Below are 22,349 nucleotides of genomic sequence, written 5' to 3' on the forward strand. Positions count from 1 at the left end.
CAGCACCGCGCCGTACGATGGCGCGGTGCTGGTCAAGTGGATTCGTTGCACCGTGGTCGACCGACATGGGTTCGAGCGGGGGCAGCGGAAATGGGCGGGGCTACTGGGAGAGCCGGGATTCCGGGGGCAGGGCGGCGGGTGGAGCAGAGGGCTCCCGCACGTAGCGCACGTCTTCGCCTTCTGGGAGAGCCGGTCCTTCTACGACTCCTTCATGGCCCGTTCGCACGACCGACTGGCGTCCGGGCAGGCAGGAACGTTCCGGGACGTGCAGGTCAAGCTCTTCGACCACCGGTTCGACGTGAAGACCGGCTTCGAGCCGCGGTTCACCGACGCGGACGTGGTCCGGGTCGCCCACTGCAAGGTCCGCGAGGAGCGGGTCGAGCACTACGCCCAGATGCAGGAGAAGGTGTGGAACCCGGCGATGGCCGGATCCCCCGGCATGGTGCGCGGCCTGTTCGGCGAGGCGCCGGGGAACGAGTTCCTCGTCATGTCGATGTGGCAGTCCGAGGCTGAGCGCGGGAAGTACCGCAGTGAGCGCGTGGAGCGGCTGTTGCTGCGCGCCCAGACGGAGGCCGACGTGGCAGCCCTCGCCGGCGACGTCGTACAACTCGAACCGTCCTGGACGGTGTGACCGCGCGACCGCGTCACCGTGCGTCGGCGTGACCGTGCGACGGCGTGACCTCTTGGTGGCCGAAACGCGCCCAGGGCCTAATGTCGAGTCATGGCACGACCACGACGCATCGTCCTCGTCCGGCACGGCGAGTCGGAGGGGAACGTCGACGACACCGTGTACGAGCGGGAGCCCGACCACGCGCTCAGGCTCACCCGCACCGGGCTCGCCCAGGCCGAGGAGACCGGCGGACGGCTGCGGGAGCTGTTCGGACAGGAGCGCGTGAGCGTCTACGTGTCGCCTTATCGACGCACCCACGAGACCTTCCGCGCCTTCGACTTCGCCCCGGGGCAGGCACGGGTGCGCGAGGAGCCCAGGCTGCGGGAGCAGGACTGGGGGAACTGGCAGGACCGCGACGACGTACGCCTCCAGAAGGCGTACCGCGACGCCTACGGGCACTTCTTCTACCGCTTCGCCCAGGGGGAGTCGGGGGCGGACGTGTACGACCGCGTCGGCGCCTTCCTGGAGAGCCTGCACCGCAGCTTCGAGTCGCCCGACCACCCGCCGAACGTGCTCCTGGTCACCCACGGACTGACCATGCGGCTCTTCTGCATGCGGTGGTTCCACTGGACCGTGGCCGAGTTCGAGTCGCTGTCCAACCCGGGCAACGGCGAGACGCGGATACTGGAGCTGGGTGACGACGGCCGCTACACCCTGGACCGGCCCTTCGCGCGTTGGCGGACGCCCGAGCCGTACGGCGTCACCGGGTAGCCGGCGTCACCGCACACCCGGATAGAGTGGCAGGACGATGAGCGCTGACCCCACCCCCGACCAACGGTTCCAACGAGCGCTGGCCAGCCTGCGCGGACTGTCCGTGGGGGACGCCCTGGGCTCACAGTTCTTCGTGCCCTCCCACTATCCGCTCCTCAAGCAGCGCGCCCTGCCGGCCGGCACGTGGCAGTGGACGGACGACACCGAGATGGCCTGCTCCGTCCTGGCCGTGCTGGCGGACCACGGCCGGGTGGACCAGGACGCGCTGGCGCGCTCCTTCGCCGACCACCACGACTTCGACCGCGGCTACGGCCCCGCCGTCAACCGCATGCTCCGGCTCATCAGGGAGGGCGGGGACTGGCGTGAACTCGCCGCCGCCCTCTTCAACGGCCAGGGCTCCTGGGGCAACGGTTCCGCCATGCGCATCGCCCCGCTCGGCGCCTGGTACGCGGACGACCCCGAGCAGGCCACCCACCAGGCCGAGATCTCCTCGTACACCACCCACCAGCACCGCGAGGCCGTCGTGGGGGCGATGGCGGTGGCGGCGGCTGCGGCTCTCGCCGCCGCGCCCTCGGGGCCGCCGAGCCCCGAGGAGCTGCTGGACGGAGTGATCGCCCTGGTGCCCCGCAGCGCGGTCGGGGCCGGTCTGCGCCGGGCGCGCGACATGCTCGACTACGGCGACGCCGGCACCGTCGCCGCGGTCCTCGGCCGTGGGCGCCGCACCAGTGCCCATGACACCGTGCCCTTCGCGCTCTGGTCGGCCGCGCGCTCCCTCGACGACTTCGAGCGGGCGTTCTGGACGACGGCGCAGGTGGGCGGGGACGTGGACACGACCTGCTCCATCGTGTGCGGGGTGGTGGCCGCGGGCCGGGCCGGCCGCCCCGGCGCGCACTGGCTGGAGCGCACGGAAGAACTGCCCGCCTGGCTGCCGGCGACCCCGCGCTAGGCCCCCACGCTAGACCCCCGCGCATCCGCCGTCCGCCGTCCGCCGTCTTCCGGCCGTCGGTCAGGCGTGCAAATGTTCGGAAACTGTCACGGTCGTGAACCAGCCAGGTCGCCGTCGGCCGTGATCACTCGACCCGCGGCTACCGTGTCGGGGCCCCGCGCCGGTCGATCACCGCAGTGATCGCAGGGCGGGCCCACACAACGCTCCGGATCGCCGTCGTGCAGCGCGCCCTGCCCGCGTGATCCGCCGGGGAGGGGATCAGTGCCCGATACACCTGTCACGTCGCCGCAACCGTCCGCGCCCGAGCCGGACGGCGGCACGCCCCAAGGACCGGCCGTCCCCGCGTTGCGTACCCGCGCCGCCACCGAGGGCCCGCTGCCGGCGTCGAAGGGCGCGGCGCGACCGCAGCCCGCCACCACCGCCACCCTGGGGGCCGCGCTCGGCACCGGCGTGCTCAGCGCCCTGCTGCTGGGCCCGGGGCTGGGCACGAACATCCTGCTCGTCGCCGCCGTCGCCACCCTCGGCGCGTACGCCGCCGCCCGCCGGGCCGGCCGCCGCCTCCGCCCCTGGACGTGCGTGTGGGCGGCGGGCGGGCTCGCGCTGCTGCTCGTACCCGCGGTCCGGGACGCAGGCTGGCCGGCCTTCCTGGCCGTCGTCGCCGCCCTGACGGCCGGATCGCTGGCCCTCCACGGCGGGCGCTCGTGGCACGGGGTGTTCCTGGGGGCCGTGGGACTGCTGGGCTCCATCGTCACCGGCCCGGTCTGGGGCATAGAAGGGCTGCGGCGACGGATGACGGCCTCGCAGGGCCGCTGGGGGCCGGCGGCACGCTCCCTGGGCGTCGCCGTCCTCCTCCTCGTCGTCTTCGGCGCGCTCTTCTCCGCCGCCGACGCCGCCTTCGCCGACCTGCTCGGCGGCCTGGTCCCCGAAGTCCCGGTCGAGGAGGGGCCCTGGCGCTTCCTGCTCTTCCTCGTCGGCGTCGCCGGCGCGCTCGCCGCGGCGCACGTCGCCGCCGCGCCCACGCACTGGGACCGGCTGGCCGTACGGCGCGGGCGCCCCCGGGCCCGCTGGGAGTGGGCACTCCCGCTGATCGTCCTCGACCTGCTCTTCGCCGCCTTCAACGCCGTCCAGTTGGCCGTCCTCTTCGGCGGCTACGACAAGGTGCTGGCGGAGACCGGACTCACCCACGCCCAATACGCCCGCCAGGGCTTTTGGCAACTGGTGCTGGCCACCCTGCTCACCCTGGGCGTCATCGCGCTCGCCCTGCGCTGGGCACCGCGGGCCGACGACCGCGACCGCCTCCTGGTGCGCTCCGTGCTCGGCGCGCTGTGCTTGCTCACCCTGGTCGTGGTGGCGTCCGCGCTGCGCAGGATGGACCTGTACGTCGACGCGTACGGGCTGACGCAGCTGAGGCTGACGGTGGCGGCGATGGAACTGTGGCTCGGGCTGGTGATCGTGCTGATCACGGCGGCGGGCGTCTACGGGGCGGCGTGGCTGCCCCGTACGGTCGCGGCGAGCGCAGTGGCCGGCGTCCTCGCCTTCGGGCTGGCGTCCCCCGACGCCCTCGTCGCCGAGCGGAACGCGGACCGCTACCAGCGGACCGGGAAGCTGGACGTGGAGTACCTCCAGGGGCTGTCGGCGGACGCGGTGCCCGCCCTCGACCGGCTGGCCGAGCCCCTGCGCTCCTGCGCGCTGGAGGGCATCGCCGAGGACCTCAAGGAGGACGCCGGGAAGCCGTGGTACGCCACGAGTTGGGGCGAGTCCCGCGCGCGGGAGATCCTGGCGCAGCGCCCCGTCCAACCGCCGGCGAACTGCGCTGGGCTGGTGTACCCGCTCAGCGGGGCCGCCCACTTCGACGGCGGCGGCCCCCGGCCGGTCCTGGACCAGCTCCTACCGTAGGGCTTCATCCATTCACGATCGCGATCAAGCATCGAGTGCGCAAGGAGGTGTGTGACGGAACGAACTCGGCTGTCACAAAAGGCCATCGGCAGTTCCGAACGCCTCCGCGTACGCTGATCCTGTGCGGGAGCGAATGGTGCAGCGGCGGACGTCGGGGCTCGTGCGACCGGCCGGGGACGGTCCGGCGCCGGCTCGAAATCGGCCGGTGCGCAACCGTGATCGGAATCCGGTTGTCCCCGGTGGGGGCGCGCGGCGTACCCTTGCTGGCGCCATGCCGTACGAACCACCCACCCACAGAGTCGAGCGCTCCATCCGGGCCACCACAGGCGCAAGGCTCGTCGCCGGGGTCGACGAGGTCGGGCGCGGCGCGTGGGCCGGCCCCGTCACCGTGTGCGCCGCCGTCACGGGACTGCGCAGGCCACCGGCCGGACTCACCGATTCCAAGCTCCTGACCCCCAAGCGCCGGGAGGAGCTCGCCGTCGAGTTGGAGCGGTGGGTCACGGCGCACGCGCTCGGCCACGCCTCCCCGCAGGAGATCGACGAACTGGGCATGACGGCCGCGCTGCGGCTCGCCGCGTGCCGCGCGCTGGAGGCCCTGCCGCAGCGCCCGGACGCCGTCATCCTCGACGGCAAGCACGACTACCTGGGCGCGCCCTGGCAGGTCCGTACGGTCATCAAGGGCGACCAGTCGTGCGTGGCCGTCGCCGCGGCCTCGGTGATCGCCAAGGTGCACCGGGACGCGATGATGGCCGAGCTCCCCGAGCAGTTCGCCGAGTTCGCGTTCGCCGCCAACGCCGGGTACCCCTCACCGGTGCACAAGGCCGCCCTCGCCGAGCGGGGGCCCACGCCGTACCACCGGCTCTCCTGGGCCTATCTGGACGCGCTGCCGCAGTGGCGGCACCTGAAGAAGGTCCGGGTCGCGCCGGAAACGTCCGAACGGGAGAGCGGGGGCCAGCTCGGCTTCGATTTCTGAACTGGCACCGCCGACAAGGAAGTCGCACACACGTGCCCACCCGCTGATGCCGTTCGAACCGGCATTTGATAGACATCCACCCATGCCTCTCCTTCCCGAGGAGCCTCAGATTCACGAGAGTGCCCAGGGTCCCCGCGCCACTCCGGCCGCCGGCCGCACCGCGCCGACCCCTCGTCCCGTACCCGGTCCGCGTTCCACGGCGTCCCCGCGCCCGGGGAACCCCGCTCCGGTCCGTCCCGCGCCGCCCAAGCGCGCGCACGCCCCCGCCGGGCAGCAGCCGTCACCTGCTGCCCCGGAGAAGAATCGTTCCCAGCCGCAGGTCCAGCTGATTCCGGCCCCCGAGGGCGGTGCGCTCGACGCGGCCGACGAGGCCGTCGACCTGTTGCTCGACTCCGGTCGGGCGCCCGGCGACGTCCTGGTGCTGACCACGGGGGAGCAGCACCCGTGGGCGGCGCACGAGCTGTCGTTCGGCGAAGCCGGCTACTGGTCCCAGCACGACGCGGGGGACGACGTCTTCTACGTGTCCGCCGACGGGATCGGGCGGGCCGCGACCCGGCCCGTGATCGTCGTGGCCGTCAACGGCGGCGACGACGACCACGCGGCCGGCGTGCTGCCCGCCGCCCTGGCGAAGGCCGGCGCCCTGCTGATCGTGTGCGGTGACCCCCAGCGGATCAATGCCGCGCTCGGCGCGGGCGTCTGAGGGCCTGAGGGCCTTCGACGTCGTACGACGGCCCGAGTCGTCGCGAGGCGGCCGGAGTCGTGCGAGCCGGTACGGGGACCGTGTGGTCACGGTCCCCGCCGCGGCGCGCCCCGGCCGTCGCCACGGCGTCCGGGGCGGTGCTGGCGGCGTCGGGAGGGCGGCGTCGTACGCCGCCCTCACGTCCGCCCGCGGCGGATCCTCAGCGGCGAGCCGCCGTGCGCCTGAGCGCCTCCGGCGCCCCGCTGGCGGTGCGCAGCTCCAGCGGCTCCCCCGCCAGCGAGCTGGCGAGGTCGCCCGGCGCCGAGGTGGAGCTGGGCCGACGCCCGCCCCGCCCCTCGCCGAAGACCTGCCAGCCGCCGCGGGTGAGGGTGATGTACGCACCGCAGCGCAGCCCGTGCAGCGTGCAGGCGTCCCGTAGCCCCCACATCCAGGCGCCGTCCTCCTCGGTCCACCGCTCGTCACCCTCGCGGCAGTACAGCAGCACGGCCGTGCGCACCGGCGTACGGCGGCGCAGATCGTGCGGGATCACCCGGCGGAGGTGGGCCAACAGCGCGTTACGGAACTCCCAGCCGTCCACGGGGGCGGAGCGACGGGCGAAGGACGCGCTGGCGGCGAGACGTTCCTCCGGATCGAGCACGGCCACCACGGCCGTCGTCGGCGTGGGTCTGTGCCGGGCGTGCAGCCCGCTCACCACCTCGCGCGGATTGCGCAGCAGCGGAATCCCGGCCGCCGCCCACTCGGAGGGTTCGAGCATCCTGGCGAGGCGGTTGGCGGAGTTGGTCATCGAAGTGGCTGCGGACGAAGCGAATCCGAAGGTCACGTTCCTCCCTTCGCATACGCGCCCACAGAGCGGGCAGGGTGGGATGGGGACGGAGTGAGGACGCACCGCGGCACGGCCCTATCGGACCACGAGGGGGCCGTGGACCGTGCGGGGAGCGCTTCCAATTCTTCCTGGCTCGTCCGCATGCGGCAACGAGCAATTCGAACGCACTGGCAGGAATAGGCTGGTATGCCGGTGATATCCCCACGCCCAGGCTTCCCTCTGCTCACTACCGTGCCCACGCAGTCCGCTCGTGAACCTGGGGACCAGCGGAAACACCCTGCTGCGGTAGGGGTCCCGCGGGCCCGTCCAGCAGCGCGGTTTCGCCGTGCGGCGCGCTGTGTCGTTGCGTCTGCGGCCCGTCTGCGGTTGTTCGCGCAGTTCCGCCCCCTATGCCCTGAGGGCATGGGGGGACCCCCAGCGCCCCTGTTTCGCTTCCCCCGTCATTGGTCTGCGGGACTCTGGCGACACGCACTCAGCCGGCGCGAAGGGCTGTACGCCGCCGGGGGCCGTCACGCTGAGTGAGCTGGCCGATGGGGGTCGCCCTCCGGTTGCATGGGGGCATGGACGATCTGGAGCTCCGCACCGAAGCCGACGCCATCCTCGCCGAGCTCGTCGGCGACCCGGGAGGTGCGGCGCGGCTGCGCGAAGACCAGTGGCAGGCGGTGGCGGCCCTGGTGCAGGAGCGGCGGCGCGCCCTGGTGGTGCAGCGCACCGGATGGGGCAAGTCGGCGGTGTACTTCGTCGCCACCGCCCTGCTGCGGCGCCGCGGCGCGGGCCCGACCGTGATCGTCTCGCCGCTGCTGGCGCTGATGCGCAACCAGGTCGAGTCGGCGGCGCGGGCCGGGATCGCGGCGCGCACCATCAACTCGGCCAACCCGGAGGAGTGGGAGACGATCTACGACGAGGTCGAGCGCGGCGAGACGGACGTCCTGCTCGTCAGCCCCGAGCGGCTGAACTCGGTGGACTTCCGCGAGAACGTGCTGCCGCGGCTCGCGGCCACGACGGGTCTGCTGGTGGTCGACGAGGCGCACTGCATCTCCGACTGGGGGCACGACTTCCGCCCCGACTACCGACGGCTGCGGGCGCTGCTCGCCGAGCTCGCCGCCGGCGTGCCCGTGCTCGCCACCACGGCGACCGCCAACGCCCGGGTGACCGCCGACGTGGCCGAGCAGTTGGGCACCGGCGCCGGAGAGGCCCTGGTGCTGCGCGGCCCGCTGGAGCGGGAGAGCCTGCGGCTCGGCGTGGTCGAGCTCCCGGACGCGGCGCACCGCCTGGCCTGGCTCGCCGAGCACCTGGGCGAGCTGGCGGGCTCCGGGATCATCTACACGCTGACGGTGGCCGCGGCCGAGGAGACCACCGCCTTCCTGCGGCAGTGCGGCTTCGAGGTCTCCTCGTACACGGGCCGTACGGAGAACGCGGACCGCCTGCAGGCCGAGTCCGACCTCCTGGGGAACCGGGTCAAGGCGCTGGTGGCGACCTCGGCGCTGGGGATGGGCTTCGACAAGCCCGACCTCGGGTTCGTGGTGCACCTCGGCTCGCCGTCCTCCCCGATCGCCTACTACCAGCAGGTGGGGCGGGCGGGCCGCGGGGTGGCGCACGCCGACGTGCTGCTGCTGCCGGGCAAGGAGGACGAGGCGATCTGGCGCTACTTCGCCGACACCGCCTTCCCGCCCGAGGCGCAGGTCCGCCAGACCCTGACCGCCCTCGCGGAGGCCGGCCGGCCGTTGTCGGTGCCGGCCCTGGAAGCAGCGGTCGACCTGCGGCGCACCAGGCTGGAGACCATGCTCAAGGTGCTCGACGTGGAGGGTGCCGTACGACGGGTGAAGGGCGGCTGGGAGAGCACGGGGCAGCCCTGGTCGTACGACACCGAGCGGTACGCCTGGGTGGCCCGCCAGCGGGCGGCCGAGCAGCGGGCGATGCGCGAGTACGTGAGCACGTCGGGGTGCCGGATGGAGTTCCTGCGCCGGCAGTTGGACGACGAGGGGGCGCGCCCGTGCGGCCGGTGCGACTCCTGCGCCGGCGTCTGGATCGGCTCCACGGTCTCCACCGAGGCCCTCACGGGAGCCGCGAAGGAACTGGACCGCCCCGGCGTGGAGGTGGAGCCGCGCCGGATGTGGCCGACCGGCATGCCCTCCATCGGCGTCGAACTCAAGGGGCGCATCCCGGCCGGCGAGCAGTGCGCCACCGGCCGCGCGCTCGGCCGGCTCTCGGACATCGGCTGGGGCAATCGACTGCGCCCGCTGCTGGCGGCGGACGCGCCCGACGGACCCGTGCCCGACGACGTCCTGCGCGCCGCGGTGGCCGTGCTCGCCGACTGGGCGCGCTCGCCGGGAGGCTGGGCGTCCGACGCCACCGCGCGGCCTGTGGGGGTCGTCGCCGTGCCGTCCTTGACCCGCCCCCTCCTCGTCGACTCGCTCGCCCGGGGCGTCGCGGACGTCGGTCGTCTCCCCTTCCTGGGCACTCTGGCGTACACCGGCGCCGACGGCGCGCACGCGGCCCGCCGCAGCAACTCGGCGAAGCGCCTCAAGGGCCTGTCCGCGGCGTTCGCCGTCCCCGACGACCTGGCGACGGCCCTGGCCGGCGCACCGGGCCCGGTGCTGCTCGTGGACGACTACACGGAATCGGGGTGGACCCTCGCGGTCGCCGCCCGCCTCCTCCGCCGGGCGGGCGGTGAACGGGTCCTTCCGCTGGTGCTCGCAGCGACGGCGTGAGGTCCGCCTTCAGCGCGGCAGGACCCGGCCGCGGACCTGGGACACCCATACGGGGTGGCCGCCCTGCCGGGCCGTGACCAGCACGCTCAGGGCGTCGGCGCTCTGGACGGGCTGCGGGGCCGCGTCGATCCAACAGGCGCGCTCGGCGTCGGGCTGGCGGACGAACGCACCGCTGACGTCGGTCACGTGGAGGGCGTGGTCGGCGGTGAGCAGGGCTGCGGACGCCTGACGAGCCGCTTCCAGGGCGACGAGGTGGGGGATGTCGTCGCCGTCGCCGTCGAAGAGCACCGGGTGCGCGGGGTCGGGCTCAAGTTGCCAAGTTCCCGGGCGTCCGGCCGGGCCCAGGACGACGCTGCGGTACGGGGCCCCGTCGCCGGGCGGTGCTGCCCGGCTCCGTAGGCAGGAGTGGTGACCGTCGGCCACCGCGGCGCACGACCGGTCCGGGGTGTTCAGGGGCGGGGCGCAGGTGAACCTCAAGTGTCCCGTCGCCAGGGGCGCTTCGGCCCGGCGGATGACGACGTCCAGCACGATCTCCACCGTTCCGTCCTGGGCGCGGAGCACGTCGACGCACTCGACGTCCAGGTCCAGGTTGCTCGGCGAGGCCCCGATGACGAGGGATTCGTGGTGGACGCCGAAGGCGAAGTCCCACGGGACGAAGCGGTGGTCGAGAGGTACGCCGAGCTCCGTGTGGGCGATGAAGAGCGCAGCCTGACGGATCGTCTCAGCAGCCTGGAGCGGGTCATGGGAACCGCCGTCGGCGCTGGTGAAGAAGGCGTGCGCCCGCGGCCACTGGCCGGTGAGGGCGTATCGGCCGTCGGAGACCCGCCGGCAGTCGGTCAGAAGGACTTCGGACATGGACGCCCGGTGCACGTACTCCCTGGGAACGGTGGTGGTCAGGGAGGCGGAACGACTGGTGTCGGGCGGGCTCCCCTCGATCAGGTTGCGTTTCGGGCCTTCCACTGTGCTTGCCGCAAAGTTCATCGACATCTCCATCGACGTCCGACCACATGGGCACCTTGGGCATAAGATACGGACGAACCGGTTTTGTTAACAACCCCGATGTGATGGAAGTGTTTGGACCTCGGGTAGACACCGTGCTCGATTGGTTCGTCTCGCCGTACGCCATCCAGCGCAGATGGAGCGCTCTGGTCCGGTTTTTCGGGCCTCCACTATGGAGTGAAGCGCTTGACATTCCCCGACAGCCTCAGAGGCGACCCCTCCTAAAGAACCAGTCGTCCGGTATATTCTTCGCCCAATCAGTGTGACTGTCCGTAATGCGCTGGCCCATGCTCGCCGGGGTGGGAGTGAAGGAGTCGAGTCGATGACAGGCCCGGTTCACACGGCAGTGGCGATCGTCGGAGGAGGGCCGGTGGGGCTGCTCCTCGCGGCCGAAGTGGCACGGCGCGGCGTACGGACGCTGCTGCTGGAAGAGCGGCCCGGCGTCTGCCCGCGCCCCAAGGCCACGACGCTGCACGCCCGTACGGTGCAGTCGCTCGCACGCGCGGGATACCTGCCCGCTCCACCGTGCCCCCGATCCGGCGGCGAGGTGTCGAGCCCCTTCCACTTCGCCGGGGTCCACGGGCTCCTCATCACGGCGCCGGCCGGTGAGCCGCAGCCGGTCCTCAAGCGCCCCCAGGAGCAGTTCGAGCGGGACTTCGAACGGCGGGCGCGCGAGGCGGGCGCCACCGTCGTGCGTGAACACCGGATGGTGGACCTGCGCATCGAGCGGGAGGGCGTGCTGCTGACCGCCGACGGCCCACGGGGGCGGATCGACGTGCGGGCGCGGTACGTGGTGGCAGCCGACGGCGCCCGCAGCGCCGTGCGGGACTTGGCAGGCGTACCGTCCACCACGCACCCCGCGACGGTCTCCGCGATGATGGGCATCGTCCGGCTGGGCGGACCCGGGGCGCCGCGGCCTGGCTGGCACCGCACGCCGCGCGGCTGGGTGTGCATCAAGGACATGCCCGACGGTTGGACGCACGTGCGGACCGTGGACTGCTCGGGGGCGCACCCCGACCGCACCCGCGCACCGGAGCTCGCGGAGCTGCGCCGGGAGGTGGAACGCATCCTGGGGCGCCGCGTCGACATGGCCGAACCGCGCTGGCTGACCCGCTTCAGCGACTTCTCGCGCCTCGTCCGCTCCTATCGGTCCGGACGCGTGCTGCTCGCCGGGGACGCCGCGCACGTGCACTTCCCCATCGGAGGGCAGGGGCTGAGCACGGGCCTGCTCGACGCGCTCAACCTGGGGTGGAAACTGGCCAACGCCGTGTGCGGCGCAGCGGCCGTCGACCTGCTCGACACCTACGACGAAGAGCGCCGGCCCGCCGCCGCGCGGGTCATCGACAACGTGCGCGCCCAAGTGGCCCTGATGCGGCCCGACCGGGCACCGGACTCCCTGGACGAGCTCCCCGCGGGGGTGTACGGCGGGGACCTCGTCCGTATCGGCCGCATGATCAGCGCCCAGGACACGGTGGTTCCCGCGCGGTCGCCCCGCCCTTCCCGATGGGAAGGGCGGTTCCTGTACAACACCGGGCTGGTGACGGGCGCGGGACGCTCCGACGTGATCCGACTGCTGCGGGACGGCCGGATGCTCTTGCTGCTCTTCGCCGGGGCGGGGCGGGCGGACGACGTCGAACTGCCCGAGACGTGGCACCGCTACGTGCGGGTCGTACGGGCCGAGCCGGTGGCCGGGCTACCGAGGGGCGCGGTGCTGGTGCGGCCCGACGGTTACGTCGCGTGGGCCTCGGAGACGGGCGCCGGCACCCGCCGCGCGCTGTCCGCCTGGATCTCGCCCGCCCGCACGTACCGGAAGGCGGGGTGAGCGACCGGCCGTGGCGCGGGACGCCCGCTCGCGCAGCGGTCGGTCGCGGCGCTCGGGGGTCAGGCGACGGAGCCGGCCGGGACCCCGGCGTCGCGGAGTTCCACGGCCTCGGCGTACACCGTGTCCCCCCGGGTGGCGGACAGGTCCACCGAGACGAGCACGGAGGGCAGGACGATGTTGGGCAGGACGTGGCGCAGCAGGATCGCCACGCGACGCCCGATGTCCTGGTAGTCGCTGATCGCCTGCGACATGCTCTGGACGCCGGCGAAGGCGCCGACGATCATTTCGGCCGTCTCCCGCAGGACGACGTGCGGCAGCAGCTCTCCCTGACGCTGCGCCTCCTCCAGCAGACCGGTGATGACCTCGGTCCAGCGCAGGAACGGGCCGCTGCGGTCGAGGTCGATCGCCTGCTGGTCGAGGGTGAGCCGTACCCCTGCCCGTACCATCGGGTCGGTTTGCAGTCGGTACGCCTGCAGCATCGTGGTGTCCACGACCTCTTGGACCTTGCAGGGCCGGGTCGGGGCGACCAGCATCTGGTCCTGCTCGGCGAGGACCGCCTGGGCGAGGTCGTCCTTGGACTGGAAGTGGAAGTAGAGGGCTCCCTTGGTCACGCCGGCCTCGTTGAGGACGTCCGTGATCGTGGCGGCCTGGTAGCCGTGCTCCTCGAAGACCTTGGCCGCCGCGGCGAGGATCGTCTGACGGGTTCGGATCGCCCGGTCTTGTTTCGCCACGGGACTGCCTCTCTCCACTCGATGAACCCGCTGGAGGCTCAGATAAGAAAACCGTCAGGTTCGTATCTTACCTGGACGTCGGAGCGAACAACGCAGGCGTCGATCAGGAAGTTTCATCACTTCCGAAGGAACGGACACCCGAGTGACCCGAGTTGTGAAGGTGAAGGAGGGGCGATGATCCTGGTCACCGGAGCGACGGGGGTGGTGGGGCGCCTGGTCCTCGACGGGCTTCCGGTGACGGTGGAGGCGAGGGTGCTGACCCGTGACCCGTCCAAGGTCGCACCCCGGCGGCGGGGAGTCGAGGTGGTGCAGGGCGACTACGGCGACGAGCCGTCACTGGCGGCGGCCCTGCGCGGAGTGCGCAGGGCCCTGTTGGTGACGAACCGGGTGGGCGGTACGGACGACGCCGCGTTCCTGCGGGCCGCACGGCGGGCCGGGGTCGGGCAGGTGGTGAAGGTCTCCTCGGCCGCGGTGCTCGACGCCGGCGCGACGGACGCCGTCACCCGCTGGCAGCGCAGGAGCGAGCAGGAGGTACGGGCGTCCTCGCTGCGCTGGACTCTCCTCAGGCCGCGTTCCTTTATGACCAACACCCTGGCCTGGGCTGACGGCGTCCGCGCCGAGGGGGTGGTGCGAGCTCTGCACGGAATTTCCGCCAATGCCGGTGTGGACCCCCGGGACGTTGCCGCCGTCGCGGTCCTGGCACTCACCGAGAACGGGCACGAGGGACGGTCCTACACTCTGACCGGACCTGAGGCGATCAGCGCCGTCCAGCAGACGGAGCTGATCGGACGCGCCGTCGGGCGGCGCCTGGAGTTCGTCGAGCTCACCGCCGAACAGGCCCGCTCTGCCCTGCTGCGACGGCACCCGCCCGAGGTGGCCGAGGCGCTGCTGCAGAGCGCGGGGCGCCAGCTGGCCGGGGCGAAGGTCGGGGTCGAGCCCATGGTGGAACGGCTGACCGGCCGGCCGGCGACGCCGTTTCGCACCTGGGCCGTGGACCACGCGGCGCGCTTTCGCGCCGCGTGACCCCGGGGCGCCGGGCGGTGACGCCGCCGGGACTTCGCGGTGTACGGGCCTCAGACGAGGGGCGCCGGGTCGGCGGTGACCGTCGCAAGGAACGCCTCCGCGCCGCCTTGGAGGCCACGGATCTGCATCGCGGTCCCGCCGTGGGCGGAGTCGACGCGCCGGGCTTCGATGACGCAGGGCGCGTCGAGTTCGACGTAGCGCACGAACGCCGACTCGATCGCGAGCGGCAGTTGGAAGGAGGGGCCCAGGAGGGAGATCGCGGCCTGGCGCGCCGCCTCGATCAGGAGCATGCCCGGCACGTGGTCGACGGGGTGGTCGAAGAGGATCGGATGCTGGGTGTCGACGCGCAGCGTCCAGCGGTCCGGCTCGCCGATCGGAGACAGGACGACGTCCATCGGCGACATCCGCCCCACGCTCTGCGGCGGTACGGGGGCGGTCAGCGGGACCACCGTGCCGCTGAGTTCGCCGCGGACGCGACGGTAGACCGTGGGATTCATGCAGGTGTACGTGCCGCTGCCGGTGGCGACGACCCGTCGGCCGCTGCGGAGCACGGCTTCGAAACGCCCTCCGGTGGGCGTACCGCGGCGCTCGCGCAGCTCGGGGAAGGTCACGTCGACGTCAATGCCGGCGGGTGTCGCACCGATGCGCAGGTGTTGCGGCTGCACCGAAACCGACAGCTCGCTCAGTAGGAACTGGTACCCGAGCGGGACGCCTAGCTCAGCGTGTGACAGAAGCGTAACCGACTGCCGGATTGTTTCTGCGGCAAGCAGTGGATCGTAGTGAGTGGCGGGCGTCAGCGAGAAAAAGCTGTGGTGGCGGGGCCACTGCGCCGTGACCGCGAAGTGCAGCGGACCTCGCCTGTCCCAGTCGCTCAGCAGCACCTCGGCGAGCGCGGCCCGGTGGACGAACTCCTTCGGCACCGTGGTGGTGAGGCGGAGCGGCTGTTGCTGCCCAGGGTCGGTCGGCCGCAGGTGGCGGGCCGGTTGACGAACCCACTGGCGGTGCAGGGTGCTCGTCGAAGCAGTGGTCTGCATAGCGATCTCCCCCATGTTGTGAAGCGAAGCGCTGTGCTGCGCCCCCCAATGAACATACCTGCGCACCGGTTTTGTTTCCAGCCTTGGAAGGGGGCAAGATGCGCCACGGAAAGTGGGGGCACCCCCGTGTGCGGCTACAGGACGGGGGTGCCCCTGTGGAGTTGCGGGGGGAGGTGCCGGGGCGGGTGAGCCCGGCGAGACGTACCAAGAAGGGCTTAGGTGAGCCGTGAGGGTGCGGGGCCCGCATTGGCGCAGTGGGCTGCTTCCGAGGCGGCCAGTCGGGGCATGATGAGGCGCCAGAACCGGGTGAGCGTGGCCGGTGAGAGCCAGTCGGGCTCGGTGCGGGCCAGGGACTCGAATCCGGTGGTCGCCCCGACGACTGTGGCGACCATGTCCTCCTCGGTCACCCCATCGGCCAGCAGGCCCTCCTCGGCGGCCTCGGCGACCAGTCGCTCGACGCAGGACTGCCATTCCTGGCACAGGTCGAGGCCGGCGCCGTGCGGCGACCGGCAGTTGAGCTGGTAGCCGGCGCGCGCCACGACGTCCTCACGCATCCGCCTGCCCAGGGCGTACGTGATGCTGGTGAGCCGCTGGAGCGCGTTCATCCCGGGCTCTTGTGCTTCGGTCGCCGCCCTGCGCAGGGCCGTGGCCGCAGTGGCCTCGACCGTGGACGCCACGGCGGCCTTGGTCGGGAAGTGGAAGTGGAGGGCCCCGGGGGTGACTCCTGCGCTCGCGCTGATCTCCGAGAGCTTCGCCTGGACGTACCCGTGCCGCTCGAACGCCTCGGCCGCGGCGCGGATCAGCGACTGACGGGTGCGCACGGCGCGCTCTTGCTTCATGGGTGGCGGCTCCTCGGGCAGCTTCTGACCCGAGAGGATACCAGGATGACGGTATTCTTGATTGCTCGGTGGGTGCTTGCGCAGGCTCGGTCCAGCAGGATTTGCTGCCTTTTTGGTGACCGTTCGCGTCACGCGACTGCCTTGAACCGGCCTTGAGTCTCCGTCGACCTCGGTCTCGACAGGCTTGAAGCCCGCTTCCCGGTATGTTTGGCTCCTGGTAAGCCGTCGATTCATGCCGAAGCCTCCCTGCCGCAGTGCCCTGTCCGCTGGTGGAACGGGGGCGGTGGCGCTCGGGGCCAGGGTGGCCCGAGGGGTTCGAGCGGCAACGTCACCACAGCTCAGCGTAGTTGTGCTCCCGACTCCCGCAGTCGTACCTGATCCCCCGGGGTGCGGCTGTGGGTCTCGTCGATCTCCCCCTGCCCGTCAAGAACGCGTTAAAACCCGTTGAGGGCGTGACCGTACCAGCCGGTCTGCGCGCCCCCATCTAACGTATGGCCGGTTTGTTTTGCCCTCGTTGGAGGGATGGGGCTGGGCCTCCATGGCACGGGTAGTGCTGGTTTGGCCTGCGCTGTTGGCGTTCTGGCGTGGAGCGACGGCCTGTCGAACTCACGCTTCGGTCAGGGTGGTTGAGGTGGGAAGGTGCAGCTCATGGCTGTGCCCTGGGTCGTCGTGTGTGATGTCTCAAAGTGAACTCTTGCCAAGAAAAAAACGGGTGCCGCGGTTTTGTATTGACAGACCGGTGCGCCTGTTTTTTAATCGAATCAGTACCGAGAAAGGCTCAGGCCGCAGACCTCGGACGACCCGGTGATCCGTGACAAGCATGAACTTGGAACAGGGGGATACGGCGTGGACATCGAAGTACTGGGTGCATTGGCCGTCAGGGAACACGGCATCCCCGTCACACCGTCCGCCCGCAAGCCGCGTCAGGTGTTGGCGTTGCTGGCGCTCCACGCCGACCAGGTCGTCCCCGTGGACCTGTTGATAGAGGAGTTGTGGGAGGACAGCCCCCCGCGCAGCGCCCGCACCACCTTGCAGACCTACATCCTCCAGTTGCGCGAGCTGATCACCGCGGCCCTGAAGTCCGTGGCGGACGGCACCGAAACGCGTACCGCCAAGGACGTCGTCGTCACCGCCCCCGGCGGCTACCTGCTCAAGGCGTCCCCGGGCACCAGCGACGTGCGCGAGTTCGACCGGTTGGCCGGCATGGGCTACCGCGCGCTGGACGCCGAGGACTTCCGCGGCGCGAGCCGCGCGCTCGGCGAGGCGCTGGCCCTGTGGAACGGCAGCGCGCTCGCCGGCATCCAGGCAGGACCACAGCTGGCGATGGAGGTCCGCCGGCTGGAGGAGAGCCGGCTGTGCGCGGTCCACCAGCGCATCGAGGCGGACCTGCGACTGGGCCGGCACCGTGAGGTGCTGGGCGAGCTGACCGTACTGGCCAGCCGTTACCGCACCCACGAGAACCTGCACGGCCAGCTCATGCTCGCGCTGCACCGCTCAGGGCGGCGCGGCGAGGCCCTGGACGTCTATCAGCGGCTGCGGCAGTCCTTGGTGCGGGACTTAGGTCTGGAGCCCTCGGCCGGACTGCGTCGGCTCCAGCGCTCGATCCTCATGACCGGCCCGGAAGTGGCGCTCGACGCCCCCGCCCAGGCGCCGGCCCCGACCACCGCCGACCGGATGGTCAGGACCGGCTGAGCCCCTGCCCGCGGCGCACCCGCGAAGGTGCGGTGCGGGCGGGGTCGAGCGGCGGTGGAGAGAGCGCGCAGGACACGGAGGACCGGAACCGATCCGGGAGCCGTGTGCTGCGCGCCCTTCTGCGTTGCCCGACTCCCAGCGCCCCTGCCTCTCCTGGCCCTCCTCGCCCCTGTGGTCCTCCCTCACCCACCTGCGCTCGTTCGTGTCGTCACCGCTCGTCGTCCACGGCTCCCGCCGTGTTCGCCAGCCGCGCCGCGAGCGCGCGGTGCGACCGGCTCAGCTCGTCGACGCGCTGCCGCAGGAGGAGGAGTTCGGCGCTCACGTCCGCCGGTACGGACAGCGGCGAGGACGGGGGCCAGGCCAGCTCCGGGGAATGCCTCAAGACCGCCTCCATCCGGCTGCGCAGAGCCGGGCCCGGCTCGATTCCCAGCGTGCCGACCAGATGGCGGCGGGCCCTCTCGTACGTACCGAGGGCCTCGGCCTGTCGGCCCGAGCGGTACAGGGCGACCATCAGGAGGTCGTAGAAGCGTTCGCGCACGGGGTGGTCCTCGGTCAGCCGCTCCAACTCGCCCGTGATCTCGCCGTGGCGACCGCAGGCGAGCCCCGCCTCGTGCAGTGCTTCCAGGGCGGTGAGCCGCTGCTCCTCCAGCCGGTCCGCCTCGGCCCGGCCGATCGAGCCCTGTCCGCTGTCCCGGAGCGCCGGCCCCTGCCACAGGGAGAGCCCGAGCCGCAGCAACTCCACGGCCCGGCCCGGGTCGACGGGCAGCACGGAGCGCCCCTGGGCGGACAGCCGTTCGAAGCGGGCGGCGTCCGTGCCCACCCCGTCCAGGGCGAACAGGTACCCGGTGGGCAGCGCACGGATCCAACCGAGCCGGGTGGGGGACGGCGGCAGCAGCCGGCGCAGCCTGGTCGCATGGGCCTGGAGCGCGTTGACGGCGTTGGCCGGGGGCTCCTCGCCCCACAGCTCCTCCACGAGGACGTCCACGCCGAGCGGTTCGCCCGCCCGGCAGACCAACGCGCACAGCAGGGCGCGCTGTTTGGCGCCCGCGGGCGTGACGAACCGCCCGGTGCGCAGGTCGTGGAGGCCGACCGGGCCCAGCAGACGGAACTCCACCGTGGTGGCGGGCGGGGCCGCGGGTGCGCGGTCGAGGACCCTCATCGCGGCACCTGCGCACTTCGACCGGGCGCGTCGGCGACGCGTGCGCGCCGATCGGCCGGGGACGGGTCGGGCCACTCGCGGTACGTCAGATGCGAACCACCCACGTGGTGGAACGCGAACATGCGCAGTTCCATGGTGTCTCCGTCGGCGCGCTCCGGTTCGGCAACCGGGATCAGGGGCAGGGACCTGGCATCGGGGACCGGCGGACGGCGCCCACGGGCTCCCAGCCCCGGGCGACCGGAGTGCACGGGCGATCGGAGCGCCGGTCGGCGCAGGTCCCCGAGCCTTCGACGGTAACCGCCGCGCGGGCGCGCCGGGGCCCGCCGCGAGTCCCGGTCCAGCGCTCCTCCACCCCCTCTCCAGCACACCCGCCGACCGCGCCACGGTGCGTGGAGGTCCGCTTGAACACCGGTCCAGAGAACGGCGCCGGGACCTCATGGCGGGCTAGCGTGCTGACACCGGACGACGTGCCCGACCGCAGAGCCCCCGCGGGACCCCACACCATCGGGGTCGTCGACGGGCCGGGCGAACAACCCGACCAGGAAAGGGAGGAAACCGTGGAGATCCAGCTTCTGGGACCGCTGAGCGCCGAGGTCGACGCGGTGTCGATCGTTCCCACCGCGAGCAAGCCCCGGCAGATCCTCGCCCTGTTCGCGCTCCAGCCGGGTCGCATCGTGCCCGTGCCCACGCTCATCGAGGAGCTGTGGGGGACCGAGATCCCCCGGAGCGCGATGACGACGCTCCAGACGTACGTGCTCACCCTGCGTCGGAACCTGGGGACCGCGATGGGGCCGGGCGCCCCCGTGGCCGTCAAGGAGGTCATCGCCACCCGGCACGGCGGTTACGTGCTCCAGATCCCCGCGGACCGGGTCGACGTCAGCCGGTACGAGCGGCTGGTGGCGGCCGGGCAGGAGGCTTTCGAGCGCGGCGACGACGAGGGCACCGCGGCGCTGCTGCGCCAGGCACTCGGCATGTGGCAGGGCCCGCCGCTGGTCGACGTGCGCACCGGGCCCGTGCTCTCCATCGAGGTCATGCGGCTCCAGGAGAGCCGGCTGGTGACCGTGGAGCGGCGCATCGACGCCGAGCTGAGGCTGGGCCGTCACAGTGAACTGCTCGCCGAACTCACCGACCTGACGGCTCGCCACCCACGGCACGAAGGACTGCACTCGCAGGCGATGGTGGCCCTGTACCGGGCGGGTCGACAGGCCGCCGCGCTGGACGTCTTCCACCGGCTGCGCGGCCGGCTGGTGGAGGAGCTGGGCGTGGAGCCGTCGCCCCAGCTGCGCCGCCTCCACCAGGCGATCCTCACCGTCGATCCGGCACTCGACCGCGCTTTTGGGGCGCGGCGCACCTCGACGTTCGACCTGTACGCGGCCTGAGTGCCGCACACGGCCCGTACCCGGCAGCCGACCCCCGGCACCGTCACAGCACGACGTCGCGGACCACGCGCCGGTGCCCCGTCCGCCAGGTGCCGGCCAAGGACCGTACGAGTACGTCCTCCACCACGCACACGTGCAGCCCCGCGGGCCCGCCGCCGGCCGGGGCGAGGCGCACGATCGTGCTACACCAGGTCCGTAGCGCACCGTCGTCCCGCGGGTGCACCTCCAGCTTGCCGATCGAATACCGCGGCGCCGGTGCGTCCGCGCCGGCCCGGGGGGACGCGCCGCACGCCAGTGCGGCCAGCGCGGCGTGCCCCCGCGCCGGTTCGCCGGGGGCCGCGGACTCCAGCACGGCGTCCGGAGTGAACGTCCGCGTCCAGCCCTCGACGTCACCGGCCACGCGCAGCTCCAGCTGGCGCACGTAGAACTCCTCCGCCTGCACATACAGCTCGCCGCACCGGATGCGCTGCTCGACAACCCCGGGACGGGCGTGGGCCACGGTGCTCATACGGCGGTCCTCCTGTGTCGACGGTCTCTGCCAAGGGTTCGCCGGCAGCAGTGTGGAAGGTCCGGGTCGAGTCGCGTTCGAACCTTCCTCAAGCGGGCCGCGCGAGCGTGGAGAAAAAGGGGTGCACGGTCGAAGGACGGAGGAGCGCGTGATGAGCGTCGTCGAGCAACCGGGCTACCGGGAGCACTCCGTGGCGGTGGCGGCACCCGCCGACACCGTGTACGGGCTCGTCGCGAACGCCGCACGGTGGCCGCTGCTCCTGCCGCACGTGGTCCACGTCGAGCCGCTGCCGGGCGCCTGCGGCGAGCGACTGCTGCTGTGGGCGGCCGACGGGTGCGACGTCGCCTCCTGGATGTCGCGGCGCACCTACGAGCCCCGACGCCGACGAGTCGTCTTCCGCTGTACGGGACCGAGCTCCCAAGGCGCGTTCGGCGGCTCGTGGACCGTGGTCGAGCGGGCCGGCGACGGCGGCTGCGTACTGACGTTGCGTCACGAAGGGCCGTGCCGCCCGGGACCCCCTCACTTCGTGCGGTGGCTCGCCGAGTTCGGGCGCCTGGCCGAGGACCGGCACGCGGGCAACGACCTGACGTTCGGCTTCGCCCAGGAGTTACGGGTGAGGGGGCCGGCCGAACTGGCGCTCGCCTTCCTGTACGGCACGGCCGAGCTGCCGGCAACGGCACCGCCGCCCGTCGCGACCGACGTCACCGAACCCGTGCCCGGCGTACGGGTGGAGACGGTGCGGCCCGACGCGCCCGGGGCGGCGCCCTCGACCCGGTCCGTACGGCTGTGCTTCCCGCACGCGGGCCGCTTCGTGCACAAGCAGACGGCGGCGCCCCTGGTCGCCGGGACCGTCGAGGTCGCCGGGCACACGGGGGAGTGGGCGCTGCTGCCGGACGAACGCGGGGCGACGTTGCGCGCCCGTCACCGCGTGTTGCTGCGCGGGACCGCCGTACGTCAGCACCCGGAACCCGCCGTGCGGCAGGGCCCGGGCCCCGATCTCGTCCGGGTCCGCAACCTGCTCCGCGCAGGGCTGGCCCGACGTTCCCGGGCCCTGCTGGAGGAAGCCGGGGTCCACGCGGAGTCCGCGGTCACCCTGCTGTGACCGCGGCCGTCAACTCGACGAGCTGGCCCGTCACACCGCTCGTCACACCGCCCGTCACCTCGGCCGCTGCCATCTCTGCGCGCAGCAGGCCGTAGGTGTACGCGTCCTCCAGGGCCTGCCAGGACGCTGCGACGACGTTGTCGCCGACGCCGACCGTGGACCACTCGACCGTGCCGTCCGACGTGGTGATCAGCACCCGGGTCGCGGAACCCGTGCCGTGCCGGCCCTCCAGGATGCGGACCTTGTAGTCGACGAGCTCCAGCTCGGCCACCGTCGGATGGAACCGCTGCAGCGCCTCGCGCAGGGCGTTGTCGAGCGCGTTCACCGGACCCTTGCCTTCGGCGGTGGAGATGATGCGTTCGCCGCTCACCCACAGTTTGACCGTGGCGCCGTTGGCGTGGGTCCCGTCCTTGAGGTCCTCGGCGATGGTCCGCCAGGACTCGGTGCGGAAGAAGTGGCGCGGCGCTGCGCCGGTCTCCTCGCGCAGTAGTAGTTCGAAGGAGGCGTCGGCGGCTTCGTAGGTGTAGCCCTTGAGTTCGTGTTCCTTCACTCGTGCCACGACTCGGCCGACGAGTTCGCGGTCGTTGCCGAGGTCGATGCCGAGTTCTCGGCCCTTGAGTTCGATGGAGGC

The 22,349-nt window shown here is 72.3% G+C and carries 21 protein-coding genes; 12 read left to right on the top strand and 9 right to left on the bottom strand.

The genetic code is table 11. The annotated features are described in order from the left end of the window. Nucleotides 1-25: 25 nt before the first annotated feature. The 6 genes from ABZ842_RS30500 (at nucleotide 26) to ABZ842_RS30525 (ending at nucleotide 5,896) form a co-directional block, all read left to right on the top strand. Nucleotides 26-631 carry a YdbC family protein gene (locus tag ABZ842_RS30500; RefSeq protein ID WP_361543864.1) on the top strand — a complete coding sequence of 202 codons (606 nt, stop codon included), beginning with the start codon at nucleotides 26-28 and terminating at the stop codon, nucleotides 629-631. A 90-nt stretch (nucleotides 632-721) separates the two neighbouring features. Next, nucleotides 722-1,381: a histidine phosphatase family protein gene (locus tag ABZ842_RS30505; protein ID WP_361543867.1), complete on the top strand. Its 660-nt coding sequence runs from the start codon at nucleotides 722-724 to the stop codon at nucleotides 1,379-1,381. A gap of 37 nt (nucleotides 1,382-1,418) precedes the next feature. Next, a complete protein-coding gene (locus ABZ842_RS30510; RefSeq protein ID WP_361543870.1) occupies nucleotides 1,419-2,327 on the top strand; it encodes an ADP-ribosylglycohydrolase family protein in 909 nt (302 codons plus the stop codon). Between the two features lie 375 nt (nucleotides 2,328-2,702). After that, the gene (locus ABZ842_RS30515; RefSeq protein WP_361543938.1) at nucleotides 2,703-4,223 is read left to right on the top strand and encodes a DUF4173 domain-containing protein; all 1,521 of its coding nucleotides are present in this window, start codon (nucleotides 2,703-2,705) and stop codon (nucleotides 4,221-4,223) included. 271 nt (nucleotides 4,224-4,494) lie between these two features. Beyond that, nucleotides 4,495-5,196, top strand: coding sequence for a ribonuclease HII (locus tag ABZ842_RS30520; protein WP_361543873.1), 702 nt, complete (start codon nucleotides 4,495-4,497; stop codon nucleotides 5,194-5,196). A gap of 82 nt (nucleotides 5,197-5,278) precedes the next feature. Next, a complete protein-coding gene (locus ABZ842_RS30525) occupies nucleotides 5,279-5,896 on the top strand; it encodes a hypothetical protein (protein WP_361543876.1) in 618 nt (205 codons plus the stop codon). 199 nt (nucleotides 5,897-6,095) lie between these two features. Here the strand turns inward: ABZ842_RS30525 and ABZ842_RS30530 are convergent, their stop codons facing one another. After that, entirely contained in the window at nucleotides 6,096-6,716 is a 621-nt protein-coding gene (locus ABZ842_RS30530) for a hypothetical protein (RefSeq protein WP_361543879.1), read from the bottom strand. Nucleotides 6,717-7,279: 563 nt separating this feature from the next. Here ABZ842_RS30530 and ABZ842_RS30535 point away from each other — a divergent pair. After that, nucleotides 7,280-9,430 carry a DEAD/DEAH box helicase gene (locus tag ABZ842_RS30535; RefSeq protein WP_361543882.1) on the top strand — a complete coding sequence of 717 codons (2,151 nt, stop codon included), beginning with the start codon at nucleotides 7,280-7,282 and terminating at the stop codon, nucleotides 9,428-9,430. A gap of 9 nt (nucleotides 9,431-9,439) precedes the next feature. On the opposite strand, the gene ABZ842_RS30540 is transcribed toward ABZ842_RS30535, so the two are convergent. Next, nucleotides 9,440-10,411, bottom strand: coding sequence for a ScbA/BarX family gamma-butyrolactone biosynthesis protein (locus ABZ842_RS30540; RefSeq protein ID WP_361543885.1), 972 nt, complete (start codon nucleotides 10,409-10,411; stop codon nucleotides 9,440-9,442). A gap of 340 nt (nucleotides 10,412-10,751) precedes the next feature. Here ABZ842_RS30540 and ABZ842_RS30545 point away from each other — a divergent pair, with 340 nt between their 5' ends. Continuing rightward, nucleotides 10,752-12,251: an FAD-dependent monooxygenase gene (locus ABZ842_RS30545; RefSeq protein ID WP_361543888.1), complete on the top strand. Its 1,500-nt coding sequence runs from the start codon at nucleotides 10,752-10,754 to the stop codon at nucleotides 12,249-12,251. Nucleotides 12,252-12,310: 59 nt separating this feature from the next. Here ABZ842_RS30545 and ABZ842_RS30550 read toward each other — a convergent pair whose 3' ends face one another. Beyond that, a complete protein-coding gene (locus ABZ842_RS30550) occupies nucleotides 12,311-12,982 on the bottom strand; it encodes a ScbR family autoregulator-binding transcription factor (RefSeq protein ID WP_361543890.1) in 672 nt (223 codons plus the stop codon). Nucleotides 12,983-13,156: 174 nt separating this feature from the next. Between ABZ842_RS30550 and ABZ842_RS30555 the strand changes: the two genes are divergently transcribed. Beyond that, the gene (locus ABZ842_RS30555) at nucleotides 13,157-14,005 is read left to right on the top strand and encodes an NAD(P)H-binding protein (RefSeq protein WP_361543893.1); all 849 of its coding nucleotides are present in this window, start codon (nucleotides 13,157-13,159) and stop codon (nucleotides 14,003-14,005) included. Between the two features lie 50 nt (nucleotides 14,006-14,055). On the opposite strand, the gene ABZ842_RS30560 is transcribed toward ABZ842_RS30555, so the two are convergent. Both ABZ842_RS30560 and ABZ842_RS30565 read right to left on the bottom strand, forming a co-directional pair. Continuing rightward, nucleotides 14,056-15,039 (bottom strand): ScbA/BarX family gamma-butyrolactone biosynthesis protein, encoded by a 984-nt coding sequence (locus tag ABZ842_RS30560; protein WP_361543896.1) that lies wholly within the window; start codon nucleotides 15,037-15,039, stop codon nucleotides 14,056-14,058. Between the two features lie 215 nt (nucleotides 15,040-15,254). Further along, nucleotides 15,255-15,878: a ScbR family autoregulator-binding transcription factor gene (locus ABZ842_RS30565; RefSeq protein ID WP_361543899.1), complete on the bottom strand. Its 624-nt coding sequence runs from the start codon at nucleotides 15,876-15,878 to the stop codon at nucleotides 15,255-15,257. 846 nt (nucleotides 15,879-16,724) lie between these two features. On the opposite strand from ABZ842_RS30565, the gene ABZ842_RS30570 reads away from it, so the two are divergent. After that, entirely contained in the window at nucleotides 16,725-17,570 is an 846-nt protein-coding gene (locus ABZ842_RS30570; protein WP_361543902.1) for an AfsR/SARP family transcriptional regulator, read from the top strand. Nucleotides 17,571-17,778: 208 nt separating this feature from the next. On the opposite strand, the gene ABZ842_RS30575 is transcribed toward ABZ842_RS30570, so the two are convergent. Further along, nucleotides 17,779-18,729, bottom strand: a complete 951-nt coding sequence (locus ABZ842_RS30575; protein WP_361543905.1) for an AfsR/SARP family transcriptional regulator — start codon at nucleotides 18,727-18,729, stop codon at nucleotides 17,779-17,781. Next, nucleotides 18,726-18,863: a hypothetical protein gene (locus ABZ842_RS30580; RefSeq protein WP_361543908.1), complete on the bottom strand. Its 138-nt coding sequence runs from the start codon at nucleotides 18,861-18,863 to the stop codon at nucleotides 18,726-18,728. The genes ABZ842_RS30575 and ABZ842_RS30580 overlap by 4 nt, the downstream gene beginning before the upstream one ends. Before the next feature lie 423 nt (nucleotides 18,864-19,286). On the opposite strand from ABZ842_RS30580, the gene ABZ842_RS30585 reads away from it, so the two are divergent. Next, nucleotides 19,287-20,108, top strand: a complete 822-nt coding sequence (locus ABZ842_RS30585) for an AfsR/SARP family transcriptional regulator (protein WP_361543911.1) — start codon at nucleotides 19,287-19,289, stop codon at nucleotides 20,106-20,108. Nucleotides 20,109-20,151: 43 nt separating this feature from the next. Here the strand turns inward: ABZ842_RS30585 and ABZ842_RS30590 are convergent, their stop codons facing one another. Then, on the bottom strand, nucleotides 20,152-20,616 hold the full coding sequence (locus ABZ842_RS30590) for a nuclear transport factor 2 family protein (protein WP_361543914.1): 465 nt from the start codon (nucleotides 20,614-20,616) through the stop codon (nucleotides 20,152-20,154). A gap of 151 nt (nucleotides 20,617-20,767) precedes the next feature. Here ABZ842_RS30590 and ABZ842_RS30595 point away from each other — a divergent pair, with 151 nt between their 5' ends. Next, nucleotides 20,768-21,718: an SRPBCC family protein gene (locus tag ABZ842_RS30595; RefSeq protein WP_361543917.1), complete on the top strand. Its 951-nt coding sequence runs from the start codon at nucleotides 20,768-20,770 to the stop codon at nucleotides 21,716-21,718. Here ABZ842_RS30595 and ABZ842_RS30600 read toward each other — a convergent pair. After that, on the bottom strand, nucleotides 21,705-22,349 hold a 645-nt coding region (locus ABZ842_RS30600; RefSeq protein ID WP_361543920.1), incomplete at its 5' end, for an alpha-isopropylmalate synthase regulatory domain-containing protein. The two genes, ABZ842_RS30595 and ABZ842_RS30600, sit on opposite strands and share 14 nt — an antisense overlap.

Source organism: Streptomyces sp. NPDC047315 (assembly GCF_040643215.1).
Lineage (GTDB): Bacteria > Actinomycetota > Actinomycetes > Streptomycetales > Streptomycetaceae > Streptomyces.

Excerpts from the sequence above, each read along its gene's own strand:
- ABZ842_RS30535 (WP_361543882.1), top strand. The coding sequence starts at position 7,280 with ATGGACGATCTGGAGCTCCGCACCGAAGCCGACGCCATCCTCGCCGAG.
- ABZ842_RS30555 (WP_361543893.1), top strand. The coding sequence starts at position 13,157 with ATGATCCTGGTCACCGGAGCGACGGGGGTGGTGGGGCGCCTGGTCCTC.
- ABZ842_RS30580 (WP_361543908.1), bottom strand. The coding sequence starts at position 18,863 with ATGGAACTGCGCATGTTCGCGTTCCACCACGTGGGTGGTTCGCATCTG.
- ABZ842_RS30540 (WP_361543885.1), bottom strand. The coding sequence starts at position 10,411 with ATGAACTTTGCGGCAAGCACAGTGGAAGGCCCGAAACGCAACCTGATC.
- ABZ842_RS30595 (WP_361543917.1), top strand. The coding sequence starts at position 20,768 with ATGAGCGTCGTCGAGCAACCGGGCTACCGGGAGCACTCCGTGGCGGTG.
- ABZ842_RS30520 (WP_361543873.1), top strand. The coding sequence starts at position 4,495 with ATGCCGTACGAACCACCCACCCACAGAGTCGAGCGCTCCATCCGGGCC.
- ABZ842_RS30560 (WP_361543896.1), bottom strand. The coding sequence starts at position 15,039 with ATGCAGACCACTGCTTCGACGAGCACCCTGCACCGCCAGTGGGTTCGT.
- ABZ842_RS30510 (WP_361543870.1), top strand. The coding sequence starts at position 1,419 with ATGAGCGCTGACCCCACCCCCGACCAACGGTTCCAACGAGCGCTGGCC.
- ABZ842_RS30565 (WP_361543899.1), bottom strand. The coding sequence starts at position 15,878 with ATGAAGCAAGAGCGCGCCGTGCGCACCCGTCAGTCGCTGATCCGCGCC.
- ABZ842_RS30590 (WP_361543914.1), bottom strand. The coding sequence starts at position 20,616 with ATGAGCACCGTGGCCCACGCCCGTCCCGGGGTTGTCGAGCAGCGCATC.
- ABZ842_RS30545 (WP_361543888.1), top strand. The coding sequence starts at position 10,752 with ATGACAGGCCCGGTTCACACGGCAGTGGCGATCGTCGGAGGAGGGCCG.
- ABZ842_RS30575 (WP_361543905.1), bottom strand. The coding sequence starts at position 18,729 with ATGAGGGTCCTCGACCGCGCACCCGCGGCCCCGCCCGCCACCACGGTG.
- ABZ842_RS30505 (WP_361543867.1), top strand. The coding sequence starts at position 722 with ATGGCACGACCACGACGCATCGTCCTCGTCCGGCACGGCGAGTCGGAG.
- ABZ842_RS30525 (WP_361543876.1), top strand. The coding sequence starts at position 5,279 with ATGCCTCTCCTTCCCGAGGAGCCTCAGATTCACGAGAGTGCCCAGGGT.